This is a genomic window from Pseudomonas sp. MWU349 (assembly GCF_017947325.1).
GTDB lineage: Bacteria > Pseudomonadota > Gammaproteobacteria > Pseudomonadales > Pseudomonadaceae > Aquipseudomonas > Aquipseudomonas protegens.
In genome coordinates, this window is sequence record NZ_JAFEVP010000001.1 from 1171599 (window position 1) to 1185586 (window position 13988).

The window sequence follows — 13988 nt, forward strand, 5'->3', positions numbered from 1 at the left end:
GCGTACAGCGGCGTGGCTAAAGTATCGGAGCGATTGCCGCGCATGACCATGACCAAGGGCAGCACCTTCGCTCAAACGCCGGGGTCCGCCCCCAGCACATGGGCGTGCCCCAGGGTGCGGATGCGCACCCGGCTGCCGGCCGGTAGCGCATGCAGGCCGGAACTGCGAACCGGCACCAGCTGTTCATGCCCCCCGGCACCGGCCACACCGATGCTCAGGGTGCAGGTATTGCCGGCAAAGTCGCAGTCCCTGACCACTCCCGGGCAACTGCCTGTGCCATCGCCGTCGTCCGCCAGCACCTGCAGTTGCTCGGGGCGCAGCATGATCCGCGCCGGGCCCTTGAGCGAACGATCGCGGATCGGCACCTGCCCCAGGTCACATTGGGCCAGCCCCTGGTCCAGCTGCGCCGGCAGCAGCACGGCTTCGCCGAGAAACAGCGCAGTCTGGGCGTCCCGCGGGTGCTGGTACAGCTCCAGCGGCGCACCGGCCTGCACCAGCCGGCCCTGGCGCATCACCGCCAACTGGTCGGCAAAGGACAAGGCCTCGGCCTGGTCATGGGTGACCAGAATGGTGGTCACCCCGGCCTCAGCCAGAAGCCGCGCCACGGCCTTGCGCATCGAGGCCCGCAGACCGGTATCGAGGGCGGAAAAGGGCTCGTCCAGAAGCATCAGCCGCGGGCGCTGCGCCAGGGCCCGGGCCAGGGCAACCCGTTGTTGCTGGCCGCCGGAAAGCTCGTGGGGCCAACGGCTGGCCAGGCTGCTGTCCAGAGCCACCATGTCCAGCAACTCGGCAATGCGCTGCTGCCTCTGCGGGCTCTTGCCCGTCAGGCCGAAGCCGATATTGGCCGCCACGTTGAGGTGCGGAAACAGCGCGCCATCCTGGGGTACATAGCCGATCAGCCGCTGATGGGCCGGTACCGCGCCCTGAGCGTCCACCAGCACCTGGCCATTGAGGCTGATGCGCCCGCGATCGGGAAACTCGAAGCCGGCGATCATCCGCAGCAAGGTGGTCTTGCCCGAGCCGGAAGGGCCGACAATGGCCGTGCGGCTGCCAGTGGGCACGCTGAGGCTGATGTCCTGCACCGCCGGTGCGCCGCCGAAGGATTTGTGCACTGCGTGGAGTTCGAGAGCGTTCATCGGCCCGCCGTACGTCTGGATTGGTGATAGAGAAGGCCGGTCAACGGCAGGGACAACAGGATCATGATCAGGGCATAGGGCGCCGCGGCGGCGTAGTCGATCTCGCTGGTCCTGGCCCAGAAGCCGGTGGCCAGGGTGCGAGTGCCGTTGGGCGCCAGCAGCAGGGTCGCGGTCAGTTCATTGCTGATGGCCAGGAACACCAGAGCCGCGCCGGCTGCCGCTCCCGGTGCCGCCAAGCGCAGGGTGACGTGCCACAGTGCCTGGAGCGGCGAGCGGCCCAGGCTGCGGGCGATGTTTTCCAGCTCCACCGGCGCCTGGGCAATACCCGCCCGCAGGCTGACCAGGGCCCGGGGCAGGAACATCAGTAAGTAGGCCAGGAGCACGGTGAAACTGGTCTGGTAGATGGGGCGGGCGTACCTCACGGTGACCGTCACCAGGGCCAGGGCCACCACGATGCCGGGCAGGGAACTGGTGATGTAGTTGCAGCTTTCCAGTAGCCGCAGCAGGCGCCCCGGGGCACGGATCGACAGCCAGGCCACGGGGATCGCCGCGCAGGTGGTCAACAGCGCCCCCAGGCTGGCCAGCATCAGGGTCTGGCGCAGGCTGGGCAGCAGCTCCGGCACCTGCCACACCTCAAGCCCGCCGGCCAGCAGCCAGTTGCCCAGGGTCAGCAGGGGCACGCCCAGGGCCAGAGCACTGGTCAGCGCCGCCAGCAACAGCCCGGCGGCCCGTGCCACACCGCGCAAGGCCTGGATGCGTTGGGCCCGAGGGCTGCCCGAGCCGACTCGGGCATAGCGCGCCTGGCCGCGGCTGGCGGACTCCACCCCCAGCAGCACCAGGCAGCACAGCACCAGGATGCCCGCCAGCATGTTCGCCGCCGGGCCGTTGTAGGTGGATTGGAACTGGTCGTAGATGGCGGTTGTGAAGGTGTCGAAGCGGATCATTGCATATAGGCCGTACTCGGCCAGCAAATGCAGGCCCACCAGCAAGGCACCGCCGCCCACGGCCAGGCGCAACTGTGGCAGCACTACCCGCAGGAACAGGGCCCAGGGCTTGAGCCCCAGGGCTTCGGCCACATCTTCCAGGGCCGGATCCAGCCGGCGCAGGGTGGCCGCCGCCGGCAGGTAGACGAAGGGGAAATAGGCAATCACTGACACCAGCACCGCCGCCGGCAAACCGTGCAGCGCGGGCGCCAGGCTGACCCAGGCATAGCTGTGGACGAACGCCGGCACGGCCAGGGGCGCCACGGCCAGCAGCGACCAGATACGCCGCCCGGGCAGGTCGCTGCGCTCGGTCAACCAGGCCAGCGCAACCCCCAGCAGCACGCACAGAGGCAGGGTCAGCACCAGCAGCAACAGGGTATTGCCCAGCAGCTCCGCGACCCGCGGGCGCAGCACCAGCTCGGCGATGGTCGCCCAGCCGGTCTGGATCGAGATGCCGACGACAAACCCCAGGGGCAGCAGCGCCCACAGCGATACCAGCAGCGCCGCGCCCAATAACCAGGGAGCGGCCCGCCGTCCCGGGCCATGGCGGCGATAGCCAGAGTGGGTTGCCGCAGCGACCCGGGTCGTGTCCCCGGCGGGCAAGCGTGACAGGTCGTCGGCCATGGGATTACAGGAGACCGGCCTGGGTCATCAGGTCCACGGCTTTCTTGCTGTTGAGCCTGGCGGCGTCGACTTTGGGCGCATCGAGCTCGGCCAGGGGCACCAGCTTGGGATTGGACTGCGCGCCCAGGCCGACCGCGTATTCGAACGACTTGCCGGTGCCGAGTACTGCCTGGCCCTTGGCGCTGGTGATCCACTTGAGGAACGCCTGGGCCTGCTCCTGGTGCTTGCTGGAAGCCAGCACCGCACCGCCGGAAAGGCTGACAAACGCCCCTGGATCCTGATGCTTGAAGTAGTGCAGGGCGGTGTTCTTGCTGTTTTCCCCCGTTTTGGCCTGGTCGACGAAGCTGTAGTAGTGGTAGATCACGCCACTGTCCACCTGGCCGGCGTTGACCGCCTTGAGCACCGCGCTGTTGCCCCGGTAGAGGCTGGCATTGCTCTTGATCCCTTTGAGCCATTCCAGGGTGGTGGCTTCGCCCTTGAGTTCCAGTACCGCGCTGACAATGGCCTGGAAATCGGCACCGGCAGGGGATGCGGCCCAGCGGCCTTTCCAGGCTGGGTTCGCCAGGTCCAGCAGGGACTTGGGCAGGTCGGCCTGCTGCAGCTTGGCCGGGTTGTAGACGAACACCGTGGAGCGCGCGGCGATGCCCACCCAGTTGCCGTGGGTTGGACGATAGGCATCGGCCACTTGCTCCAGGGTGGTCGGAGCCACTTTGGCGAACAGCCCGGCGTTGTCCACCAGGGCCATGGCCGGCGAGTTCTCGGTGAGGAACACGTCCGCTGGCGAAGCCTGGCCTTCCTGCACGAGCTGGTTGCCCATTTCGCTGTCATCACCGTTACGCAGAGTGACCTTGATCCCGGTGTCGCGGGTGAAGCCCTCGACCCAGGCCTTGGTCAGGCCTTCATGCTGGGCGTTGTACACCAGCAGGCCGTCGGCATCGGCCGCATCGGCATGGCCGGCGGTCAGCAAGGCACCGACCAGCAGGCCGGCTTTCAAACGTGAGGGGAAACGTGGGGTCATGGAGAAGGCAGCTCCTGCGGTGGTTTTGGGTTGCATCAGGCCGAAAGGGTCGGGCTGCCGGGCAGTCCGAACAATAGGAATCATTTGCAAATGAAAACTGCGCGCAATGTAGAGTGGCAAACAAGAAAAAATCGTCAAATTTATGGTGAATTCCCGTGATGCCCGAAGGTTCTCGCGCTAGCCGGTCAAAGCACCGGCCTTAAGGCTGTGACGGACTCGACAGCCTGGGCTCCGCGTTGCTTTATAATCACGCGGCGAAAACCGCATTCAATGGAATTGACCGGCCAACCGAGGGAACAAACGTGAGCGCCAGACTCTGCAACAACATCAGTGCCGTGACCTTTGTCAGCAAGTACAAGGCGGTGTGCCAGCCGATTGCCGACCAGCTGGACCTGCCCGTGGAAAACCTGCTGGGCCTGGCCGCCCAGGAAAGCCAGTACGGCACCGGGCGCATTGCCCGGGAACTGAACAACTACTTTTCCATGCACGCACCGGCCCCCCTGCAGATCGGCGCCGAGGCGCCCCTGGGCAACGCCAGCATCAAGGTGGCCAAGTTCGACTCCTTCCAGAAGTCCGCCCAGTCCTTTGCTTCGAGCTTTGGCACGGCGGTACGTGGCCAGCGTGACCCCATGGCATTCGCCCAGGCGCTGGTGCGCAGCGGCTACAACACCGGAAACGCCAAGACCGGCGGCCGGGATGGTTTCGCCCGCTACCTGGCGGACATCATCATTGCGGTCAGAGGGCGCATGGCGTGCTGAAATTCAAGAACCCTTCCTGGGTGCTTGGCCTGTCCCTGGCCTGCACCACACTGGTGGCCTGCGCCACCGATAACCTGCAGCCGGCCCAGATCAAGGCCAGCGGCCTGACCCGCGAACAGGCGGAGCAGGTCTTGCGGGTGGCCCTCAAGCACCAGGACTATCAGTTGCAGCGCCCCGGGGTGTTCATCGACGGCGACCTGCAGGACGAAAACGGCAAGCCACCCCATCCCGGGTACTACGACTTCAGCCTCGGCTACAACGACCCCAAGGCCGGGGCCACCGAGTACTGGGGCTTGTTCTCGGTCAGCCTGAACACGGGCGACACCTGGGAAATCAACAGCTGCAAGCGCCTTGATGGCGCCGAGCTGCGAGCCTTGCAGCGGCGGGTGATGGCCCGCACCGGCAAGAGCCTGGCGGATGAGAAAAGCCAGCGCGAGGGCCTGGGCTGCGAAGACCCGCAATAAGCCCCCAACCTCTGGCTCATCACTCGGGCAGCCCTGCGGCGAAGGTTTGCACCGGCGCCTGCTGCGTGGCCGGACCCGCTGCTGCACCGAGCAACAGGCGCTTGGGCCGCCGGAAGGCGTCCAGGGCGCTGGGAGACAGGTCGCCGGCCAATTGCGACAGGGTCCATTGGTGCTCGCTGTCGGGGTGGTTCGGCACGGGCGGAGGGTTGATCCGTACCCGGGCGCTCAGCAAGCGTTGGGCCAGCTGGACCGCGAGCACCGGATCTTTGCTGAACAGGGTCACTTCAAAGCTTGCCGGGCAATCGTTGGCCAGTTGCGCGGCTGCGCCAAGGTCACTCACCCGACGGATGACCGCCACCGGGCCCAGGCACTCTTCCTGGGTGATGACCATGTCGTCGTCGATCTCGGCGAGGATCAGCGGCGGTTGCAGGCTGCCGGGCTGGGGGTTTTCGAGTGCCTGTTCTCCGACCAGCAGTGCGGCGCCCTTGGCCAGGGCGTCACGCACCAGCCGCCGGACTTTGTGCCGTGCGGCCTGGCTGATCAGCGGCCGCACAGCGCTGCTGGAGTCGTGGCCTGGGTGGCGGGTGTGCTCGATGAAGTGCCGGACGAACTGGTCATGGACCTGCGTCTCGACGAAAAAATGCTGGATCGACAGGCAACTCTGGCCACCGCGGCTGAAGGCGGCGCGAGCTCCGTAGGCGGCGGCAAGCGCGACATCGGCATCCTGGGCAATGATCATCGCGCCGCGGCCAGTGCTCTCGATCGCACAGGGCTTGAGCAGTTCGGCGCAGGTCACCGCCACCGCGCTGGCAGCGCCCACACTGCCGGTGAAGGCCACCGCATGGGTGCCGCTGGACTGCAGCAGCCATTGTGCGGTGGCGGCGTCCCCGGGAATGCACGAAACCAGCCCCGCCGGCAGGCCAGCGAAGTGCTGCATGAAGGCCAGGGTGGACAGGCTGGCGTTCTGCGCCGGCTTGACCAGGCAACTGTTGCCCGCCGCCAGGGCCGCGGCCAACGTCCGCCCCAGCAGGGCAATGCCCAGGGTGAACGGCAGGATATGCACGCTGACGCCATAGGGCTCGTACCGTAACCGGCACTGCGCTGCACCGCTCGGGCCGGGGGCCGGTGCAGCGCTGTCGGCCAATGCCCCGTAATAGCGGAACACGGCTGCGCAGTGATCCAGCTCGGCCCGGGCCTCGGCCACGCAAAGCGCCAGTTCCCGAGTCATCTGCCGGATGATCTGCCGGTTCAGTTCGCTGTCGGCGGCCATGCTGTCCGCCAGTTGCAATAACAGCGCCTGACGCTGATCCGTATCCAGCAGGCGCCACAGGGTGTGGGCGACGTTGGCCGCCGCCACTGCGGTGTGCACATCGTCCTTGGTACAACTGGGGTTGAGCCCGATGGGCTCGCGGGTGTCCGGGTTGAACACCTGGTGCGGGGCATCGCCGGAAGCCGGCAGGTACAGCGGATTGATATAGAACTGCGGGTTCCAGGGTTGAAAACCGTGCATTGGAAGATCCCTTCCCAAGTGTGCCGGGACTGGCAACGATGGCAACGCCGGGCCACCGCGGCGCGGTGGTCATTCAGCGGGGAGTCTAGGAAGGGGAGTACAGAGGCGTCTTGTACGATTGTGCGCAGGCCGGGTACTCAGAGACGGTAGCCGACGTTGACCATCACCGCCGCGGCACCCAGCACCACCAGCTCTGCGCCCACCGGGCCGTAATGGGTGCCGATGGCCGGGATCAGCACCGGCGCCACGCCGAAGTGGTTCAGCGGAATCTTGTCCTTGTAGTCGCCCTTGTAGCCCTGGATCAGGCCGCCACTGAGCTTGGCGTAAACCGGCCAGTCGGCATTTTCCCAGGCCTTGCCCACATAGGCGTAGTAGGAACGCTGGGAGAAGGAGTTGCGAAAGGTGCTCACGCCCCACAGTTCACCGTCGGCGTAGTTGCGCTCCAGGCCGATCAGGTTCTGGTGGTTGTTGTGGTCGGGGTCGTTGCTCCAGTGGTTGGTGTACACGCTGGTCTGTACGTACCAGAAGTCCTGTTGCGGGTCGGCCTGGGCACTGGTGGCACCCAGCAACAGCAGGGCAGCAGCGATGGTGTTCAGTGTGCGGTGCCTGGGTGTTGGCAAGCGCAGGGCCGGAGAATGAAGCATGGAGATCATGGTCTTTCCCTGCCATGGCGGCAGTTGCGCCCCCTCGGAAATCAAGGAGGGTAGAGGGCGGCGAAACTACCACTCAGGCATTCACAGGATCAATCAAGGAACTGTTGCTTTATCTATCAGCGCCTCGATGCGTTGGATCAGGTAGGGGTAGAACGGGTTCGCGCTCAGGCGCATCAGCTCGTCCATGGGCACCACCAGCACACCCCGTTCGCCACGGGCGGCAATGGTGCCCAGGTGCACGCCAAAATCCTCATCGGGGCTGGGGTGGGTGCCGTACAGGCCGTCATCGACGGGGAAGGGCAATGCCACATGGGACAGGGAAAACACCCCCGGCGGGTAGGCCAGGCCAAGGGGCCGCCGGCTGCTGTCCGGGCTCAGGGCCGGGGTGCTCACTTCTTCCAGTGTCGCGCTGCCCGTGCCTTCGTTGCTGAGGATGCGGGTGGTGTAGTTGCGTGGCGCGGGCGGTAGCAGGCTGGCCAGGGAGGTGACGCTGGCCGGGTCCAGCAGCCCTTCGAAATCACGCTCGCGGTTGAGGTCGAAGATCACCAGTTCACTGCCGTTGGCCGGCAGTTGCCGGTACAGCCCACTGACCAGGGCCGGGGTGCTGACGGTGGCGTCGGTCAACGACTGGAAGCTGAGGATAGGTGGCAACCGGGCCAGGCGTGGATCGCCCACCAGGGCCAGCAGCTGCTTTTGCAGGGTGTCGGTCAGCAGCCAGGACTGGCGCGCGGCATTGGCTGGAAACGAGTTGTACTTGAACGGGTTGTATTCGGGCCGCAGGTTGAGCCACGCCGCCTTGCTGAAGGCCGGGAACACCGCGGGCAAGGCGGCCAGCCCGGCAAAACGGGCGGACGAGGCGACGCCGATCATCGGGGAAATCAGTACCAGGCGCTGGGCCTGGGGCAACTGCGGGTCGCTCAAGGCATCCAGGGTGTACTTGACCGCCAGTGCGGCGCCGTTGGAGTAGCCGACCAGGTGCAGCGGAGCCGGCGCCGGCACTTCGGCCCGGGCAGTACGCAGGGCCAGGCGCGTGGCGGCCAGCCAGTCCTGCCACTGGGCGTCGGTCAGCCCCGCCGGCACCGTGCCATGGCCGGGCAGGCGCAAGCCGATGGCCAGGTAACCGTGCTCGACGTAGCGCTGGGCGACATGCCGCAGGCTGTAGGGCGAATCGGTCAGGCCGTGCAGCAGTACCACCACGCCCCGGGGCGTCCCCGCCGGGCGCAGCAGGTAGGAACGGTTCCAGTTCGTGGCAAAGCGTGGCGGGTAGGCGCGGCTGTCCTGGCGGTAGCGGTTGAAGGGCGGTACCTGCCCGGGGTCCAGGCGCTCGCTGACCTGCTGCCGGACCTCGGTGAATACCCGGTCCTCGGCCTGCAGCCAGGCGCCCCAGTCGGCGTGGTCCAACTGCTCCACGCTCAGTTCATGGGGCACCTGCAGGTGCCAGGGCTGCAGCGCCGGGCCGCGCTCGCTGTCGTAAGCCCGCCAGGCCAACAGGGTCAGGGTGGCGACGCCGAGGATCAGCGCGCCCTGTTTGAGCAGGCGGGACAGGACTGGCAGGGGCACGGGCATCAACTCACTGGAGTGGCAGGGATGCGATAGACGCAGCGTCGATCGCCGGTAATCAGGTGTTCCACGCGCTGCACCTGGCCCAGCTCGCTGTCCGCCAGCCTCTGCAGACGCCTCTGGGCCATTAACCCATGCACAGATGGGGGGCGCTGGTAACCGCGCAAGCATAACAGGCTCGGGCGCAAGGGCTGACGGTGGACCGGGCGCAGCTGATCGAGGAACACCTGCGATGGAGGGGCAGGGCTACCAGGTATCGACAAAACCCTGGGCGCGCTCGGCCCAGGGCACCGGGCGCGGTGCGGCCTGCAGGCCACGCAGCAGCCACGCTCGGCTTTCCAGGGGGTCGATCACCGCGTCGATCTCCAGGTAGCTGGCCATGTTCAGCGCCTTGCCCCGGGCGTAGGCCTTGGCCACCAGTTTGTCGAACAGCGCCTGTTGCGACTGTGGGTCGGGCTGGGCCGCCAGTTCCTTGGAGAAGCCCAGGCGCACCGCACCTTCCAGGCTCATGGCGCCGAATTCGGCGCTGGGCCAGGCGACGGTGAACAACGGGCTGTGAAAACTGCCCGCCGCCATGGCCTGCGCGCCCAGGCCGTAGCCCTTGCGCAGCACCAGGGTGAAGAACGGCACCGTGAGGCTGGCGGCACTGACAAACATCCGTGACACATGGCGCACCGTAGCCTGCTGCTCCGACTCCGGCCCCACCATGAACCCCGGGGTGTCGCACAGGGACACCAGCGGCAGGCCGAAGGCTTCGCACAGGCGCATGAAACGTGCGGCCTTGTCCCCGGCCGCGGCGTCGATGGCCCCACCCAGCACTGCCGGGTTGTTGGCCAGCAGGCCGAAGGCCCGGCCTTCGATGCGGATCAGTGCGGTGATCAGCCCCGGGGCGAATTGCCGGCGCAACTCCAGCACGCTGTCGCGGTCGGCCAGGGTCTCGATGACCCGGCGGATGTCGTAGGCCCGCAGGCGGTTTTCCGGAATCAAATGTCGCAGCTCACGCTGGTCGGCGCAGTGCCAGTCCTTGAGCGGCCCCTGGAAATAGCTCAGGTACTGCTTGGCCACCTGTACGGCCTCGGCTTCGTCGGCCACCAGCACGTCGATCACTCCGTTGGGGCCTTGTACCGACACCGGGCCTACCTGTTCCGGGGTGAAGCTGCCCAGGCCGCCGCCTTCGATCATCGCCGGGCCGGCCATGCCGATGCTGGCGTTGTGGGTGGCGATGATCAGATTGCAGCAGCCGAGCAGGGCGGCATTGCCGGCAAAGCAGCGCCCCGAGGCGATGCCCACCGTGGGCACCCAGCCGGACAGCCGGGCCATGGCGGCGAAGGTATGGCAATCCAGGCCGGCGACCCCGACAAAGTCGCTGTCGCCGGGTCGGCCACCGCCGCCTTCGGCAAACAGCACCACCGGCAGCCGCCACTCCTGGGCCAGGCTCAGCAGGCGGTCGGTCTTCTTGTGGTTCATCACCCCCTGGGTGCCGGCGAACACCGTGTAGTCGTAGGCCAGGGCCAGGCAACGGGCGTCCTGGCCGTCGAACAGCCCGGCATTCACCGTACCTATACCTCCCACCAGCCCATCCGCCGGGCTCAGGGCCTGCAATTCCTCGGCGCTGCGCCGACGCCTTTGGGCGGCCAGGGCCATGGCGCCGTATTCCATGAAACTGCCCGGGTCCAGCAGGTGTTCGAGGTTCTCCCGGGCGGTGCGCTGGCCGTTGCGGCGACGCTTGGCCACCGCCTCCGGGCGCTGGGCATCTTCGAGCAAGGCATGGCGTTCGCGGACCTCGGCCAGGTCGGCGCGAATCCGCTCCAGGTCCAGTTGCTCTTCGCTGTGCTGGCCCTGGTCGGCAAACTCCGCCGGCTCCAGAAACAGCAGGGGCTGGCCTTCGCCCAGTGCCCCGCCAACCTGGACGGCCAGGGCCCGGACGATACCGCTGCACTGCGCCTTGACCTCGAACTCCATCTTCATCGCTTCCAGCACCGCAACCCGCTGGCCAATCCGCAACTCATCCCCCACGGCCACTTCCAGGCTGACCAGCACCCCGGTGCTCGGGGCGTTCAGCGCCGCCGTGTCCGGGGGCGCCTGGACATCGCTGCGAGTGCTCTGCGCAGGGGCAGCCTGCCGGGCAAAGAACATCGGCCGATGTTGCCCGGCGCAATCTTGCAGCAACTGGGCCCAATGGGCTTCGACGAACCTGGTGTCCACCTGATAGTCCACCACCGCCGGATGGCGCAACAGGTTCAACAGCAGCCCCAGGTTGCTCGGCACGCCCTCCAGGCGAAACTCGCAAAGCCCACGATAGGCCCGGCCCAGGGCCGCGGAAAAATCCGCACCCTGGGCGATCAGCTTGGCCAGCAGTGAGTCATAGCCGGGGTTCACTGGGTAACCGGCATAGCCGTAGCCGTCGACCCGCAGCCCGGGCCCGCTGGGGGCTTCATAGGCGCTGAGGGTGCCGGCCACCGGCCCCGTGCCGCCATCGGCCAGGGGTTGTTCCAGGTTGATCCGCGCCTGCACGGCAAAGCCTTGGGGCTCTGGTGGCCGGCTCAGGCCCAGGCTGGCCAGGGAGGCGCCCGTGGCAAGGCGCAGTTGGGTGTGCAGCAGATCGACGCCGGTGATGGCCTCGGTCACCGTGTGCTCCACCTGGATCCTTGGGTTGGCCTCCATGAAATAGAAGCGCCCCGGGTGTTCCTGGTCGAGAAGGAATTCGAAGGTACCGATGCCCTGGTAACGCACTCGCGCGGCCAGGGCCAGGGCGGCGTCGATCAACTGCTGGCGCAACTGCGGGGCAAGGTCCGGGCTGGGGGCGATTTCCACCAGCTTCTGGTGCCGGCGCTGCAGGCTGCAATCGCGCTCCCACAGGTGGCTGACCGCGCCGCTGCCGTCTCCCAACACCTGGATCTCGATGTGCCGCGCCCGCTGCAGCAGTTGTTCGACATACAGCGCGCCATTGCCGAAGGCCGCCTGGGCTTCGGACTGGCAACGAATGAACGCTTGCTGCAGTTGCCCGGCCTCGGTGACCGCGCGCATGCCCCGGCCACCGCCGCCGGCCAGGGCCTTGAGCATCACTGCGCCATGGCGTTCGAGGAAGGCTGCGGCCTGTTCCAGGCTGGCTGCTCGGTTGATGCCCTCCAGCAAGGGCACCCCGCAATCTTCGGCCAGGGCACGGGCCGCGGCCTTGTCGCCAAACAGCTGCAGCACCTCGGGGCCGGGGCCGATCAGGTTCAGCCCGGCTTCCAGGCAGCCCCGGGCAAAGTCGGGGTCCTCCGCGAGAAAGCCGTAGCCCGGGTGAATAGCCTGGCAGCCCTGTTCCAGGGCCAGGGCGATCAGTTGCTGGCGGTCGAGGTAGGCCGCCACCCCGCGGCCCTTGAGGGGCAGGGCCAGATCGGCCTTGCGCGTGTGCAGGCTGGCGGCGTCGTCCTCGGCGAATACCGCGACGCTGCGAATTCCCAGGTCGGCGCAGGCCCGGGCAATACGGATGGCGATCTCGCCGCGATTGGCAATCAACAGACTCTGGAACATGGCAATTCTCGCAATGCTGAAAAGGAGGGGGTCAGAGCTGTTGTTCCAGCTCGTTTTTCTTGACCTTGCCGGTGGCGGTCATGGGCAGGCTGGCCACCAGGCGGATCTGCGGCACCTTGTAGGCGGCCATCACCTCCTGGCACCAGGCCGCCAGGGCCTGCGGGTCCTGGGGCGCATCGGGCTTGAGCACAACGAAGGCCACCGGCTGCTGGCCCCGATGTTCATCGGCGCGGCCGATCACTGCGCTGGCCAGCACCTGCGGGTGCTGGCCGAACAGCGCCTCCAGCTCGCTGGGAAACACGCTCATGCCATTGACCTTGAGCATTTCCTTGCGCCGGCCCAGGTAGCGGATAAACCCCTGTTCGGTGATCTGCCCCAGGTCGCCGGTGTGCAGCCAGCCGTCGCGCAGGGCCGCCGCGGATTCCTCCGGGCGCTGCCAGTAACCCTGCAGCAGGGAAGGGCTGCGCACGCACAACTCGCCCTCGGAGCCCAGGGGCAACAGGGCGCCGCTGTCGAAGTCGCAGACCTTGAACTCGGTGCCTGGCACCGGCAGGCCGACGAAGGTTGGCGCGCTTTTGAGGTCGAAGTCGTCGGTCTGCAGCCCGGCGGTGAAGGTGTCGCAGGTGTGGGTTTCGGTCATGCCGTAGCTGAACTCGAACAGGGTGCAGCCGGTTTGCGCGAGCCAGCGCTGGCGATAGTCCGGGGTGAGCTTCTTGACGAAGGAGATGCAGCCGGTGGCCTTCAGGGAGCTCAGGTCGTAGTCGGCGACGCTTGGGTGCTCCAGCACTTCGGCGGCGCTGTCCACCAGCATCCCGCAATGGCTGACCCGGTAGTGCGCCACCGCGGCCATGAAACCCAGGACGTCCCAGCGCGCCAGCAGCACCAGGCGGCAGCCGGCGTAGATGGGAAACAGCAGGCCGGCGTTTTCCCCGGCGATCCAGAACTCGGGAAGGAAATTGAGCAGCACGCTGTCCTGCCTGAGGCCCAAGGCCACCGGCACGAAGCTGGCGCAGGTGTAGAGCATGTCGCCGTGGCTATGGATGCAGCCCTTGGGCATGCCGGTGGTGCCACCGGTGTAGTTCAGCGCGGCCATATCGCCCAGGGCAGGACGGTGGGCCGGGGTAGCGGCGCGACAGGCCTCCAGGGCGGGGAAAAAGTCGATCACCCCCGGGGCCAGGCGCTTGGGCGAGCGCAGCAGGTCCGGCAGGGGAATGCTCGGGGTGGCCGGGCACAACTCGCTGAGGCTGGTGGCCAGGATCGCGCTCAACTCGCAGGCGTCGCTGACCGCCTGCACCACATCCAGCAGTTGGTCGAAGCACAGGATCACCCGGGCGCCGCTGTCCTTGAGCTGATACTCCAGCTCCAGGGTGCGCGCCAGGGGGCTGACCGGCGCGTACACGGCGCCGCACTTGAGAATGCCCCAGAAGCCGATATGCAATTGCGGGCAGTTGGGCAGGTACACCGCCACCCGGTCCCCGGGGCCGATTCCCAGCTCGCCGAGCAAGGCGGCGCACCGGTCGGACAGCCGGTCCAGTTCGGCAAAGCTCAACGGATAGCCATAGAAGTCCAGGGCCACGGCACTGGCTTGCGACTGCGCCCAGGCCCGCAGGTATTCGGTGAGGGGCTGCTGGCCCAGGGGGTACTGCGGGGTACGCGGCGCGCCTTCGGGCCAGGCGGCCTGCTGCAGGGCGTGAAGGTGCTGCTGATAGGCCGCAAGGTCCATGGTGCCTCCTGAATTGTTGTTATCGGCGTGGCCATCTTAG

The 13988-nt window shown here is 67.2% G+C and carries 11 protein-coding genes; 2 read left to right on the forward strand and 9 right to left on the reverse strand.

Annotation, left to right across the window (positions count from 1 at the left end; all coding sequences use genetic code 11):
- Positions 1–71: 71 nt before the first annotated feature.
- The 3 genes from KCG88_RS05120 to KCG88_RS05130 are packed head-to-tail and all read right to left on the reverse strand — an operon-like array spanning position 72 to position 3761.
- Positions 72–1136, reverse strand: coding sequence for an ABC transporter ATP-binding protein (locus KCG88_RS05120; protein ID WP_047286562.1), 1065 nt, complete (start codon positions 1134–1136; stop codon positions 72–74).
- On the reverse strand, positions 1133–2743 hold the full coding sequence (locus tag KCG88_RS05125) for an iron ABC transporter permease (protein WP_210711888.1): 1611 nt from the start codon (positions 2741–2743) through the stop codon (positions 1133–1135). The genes KCG88_RS05120 and KCG88_RS05125 overlap by 4 nt, the downstream gene beginning before the upstream one ends.
- A gap of 4 nt (positions 2744–2747) precedes the next feature.
- Positions 2748–3761, reverse strand: a complete 1014-nt coding sequence (locus tag KCG88_RS05130) for an iron ABC transporter substrate-binding protein (protein WP_210711889.1) — start codon at positions 3759–3761, stop codon at positions 2748–2750.
- A 302-nt stretch (positions 3762–4063) separates the two neighbouring features.
- Between KCG88_RS05130 and KCG88_RS05135 the strand changes: the two genes are divergently transcribed.
- Positions 4064–4519: a glucosaminidase domain-containing protein gene (locus KCG88_RS05135; protein WP_015635634.1), complete on the forward strand. Its 456-nt coding sequence runs from the start codon at positions 4064–4066 to the stop codon at positions 4517–4519.
- Positions 4513–4983, forward strand: a complete 471-nt coding sequence (locus tag KCG88_RS05140) for a hypothetical protein (protein ID WP_047286554.1) — start codon at positions 4513–4515, stop codon at positions 4981–4983. The genes KCG88_RS05135 and KCG88_RS05140 overlap by 7 nt, the downstream gene beginning before the upstream one ends.
- Before the next feature lie 19 nt (positions 4984–5002).
- Here the strand turns inward: KCG88_RS05140 and KCG88_RS05145 are convergent, their stop codons facing one another.
- The 6 genes from KCG88_RS05145 to KCG88_RS05165 all read right to left on the reverse strand — a co-directional run bounded on the left by KCG88_RS05145 (position 5003) and on the right by KCG88_RS05165 (position 13948).
- On the reverse strand, positions 5003–6493 hold the full coding sequence (locus KCG88_RS05145; RefSeq protein WP_210711890.1) for an aldehyde dehydrogenase family protein: 1491 nt from the start codon (positions 6491–6493) through the stop codon (positions 5003–5005).
- A 137-nt stretch (positions 6494–6630) separates the two neighbouring features.
- Positions 6631–7137 (reverse strand): sn-glycerol-3-phosphate transporter, encoded by a 507-nt coding sequence (locus tag KCG88_RS05150; protein WP_210712133.1) that lies wholly within the window; start codon positions 7135–7137, stop codon positions 6631–6633.
- Between the two features lie 102 nt (positions 7138–7239).
- Positions 7240–8712, reverse strand: a complete 1473-nt coding sequence (locus tag KCG88_RS05155) for an alpha/beta hydrolase (protein WP_246882550.1) — start codon at positions 8710–8712, stop codon at positions 7240–7242.
- On the reverse strand, positions 8712–8834 hold the full coding sequence (locus tag KCG88_RS31095; RefSeq protein WP_277814376.1) for a hypothetical protein: 123 nt from the start codon (positions 8832–8834) through the stop codon (positions 8712–8714). Before KCG88_RS31095 ends, KCG88_RS05155 begins: the two co-directional genes overlap by 1 nt.
- A 118-nt stretch (positions 8835–8952) precedes the next feature.
- A complete protein-coding gene (locus tag KCG88_RS05160) occupies positions 8953–12225 on the reverse strand; it encodes a carboxyl transferase domain-containing protein (protein ID WP_210711892.1) in 3273 nt (1090 codons plus the stop codon).
- Positions 12226–12256: 31 nt separating this feature from the next.
- Positions 12257–13948: an AMP-binding protein gene (locus KCG88_RS05165; protein ID WP_210711893.1), complete on the reverse strand. Its 1692-nt coding sequence runs from the start codon at positions 13946–13948 to the stop codon at positions 12257–12259.
- Positions 13949–13988: the final 40 nt, after the last annotated feature.

Bases quoted from the DNA above. Each gene is read 5' to 3' on its own strand.
- KCG88_RS05120 (WP_047286562.1), bottom strand. From the start codon at position 1,136: ATGAACGCTCTCGAACTCCACGCAGTGCACAAATCCTTCGGCGGCGCA.
- KCG88_RS05125 (WP_210711888.1), bottom strand. From the start codon at position 2,743: ATGGCCGACGACCTGTCACGCTTGCCCGCCGGGGACACGACCCGGGTC.
- KCG88_RS05130 (WP_210711889.1), bottom strand. From the start codon at position 3,761: ATGACCCCACGTTTCCCCTCACGTTTGAAAGCCGGCCTGCTGGTCGGT.
- KCG88_RS05145 (WP_210711890.1), bottom strand. From the start codon at position 6,493: ATGCACGGTTTTCAACCCTGGAACCCGCAGTTCTATATCAATCCGCTG.
- KCG88_RS05150 (WP_210712133.1), bottom strand. From the start codon at position 7,137: ATGCTTCATTCTCCGGCCCTGCGCTTGCCAACACCCAGGCACCGCACA.
- KCG88_RS05155 (WP_246882550.1), bottom strand. From the start codon at position 8,712: ATGCCCGTGCCCCTGCCAGTCCTGTCCCGCCTGCTCAAACAGGGCGCG.
- KCG88_RS31095 (WP_277814376.1), bottom strand. From the start codon at position 8,834: ATGGCCCAGAGGCGTCTGCAGAGGCTGGCGGACAGCGAGCTGGGCCAG.
- KCG88_RS05160 (WP_210711892.1), bottom strand. From the start codon at position 12,225: ATGTTCCAGAGTCTGTTGATTGCCAATCGCGGCGAGATCGCCATCCGT.
- KCG88_RS05165 (WP_210711893.1), bottom strand. From the start codon at position 13,948: ATGGACCTTGCGGCCTATCAGCAGCACCTTCACGCCCTGCAGCAGGCC.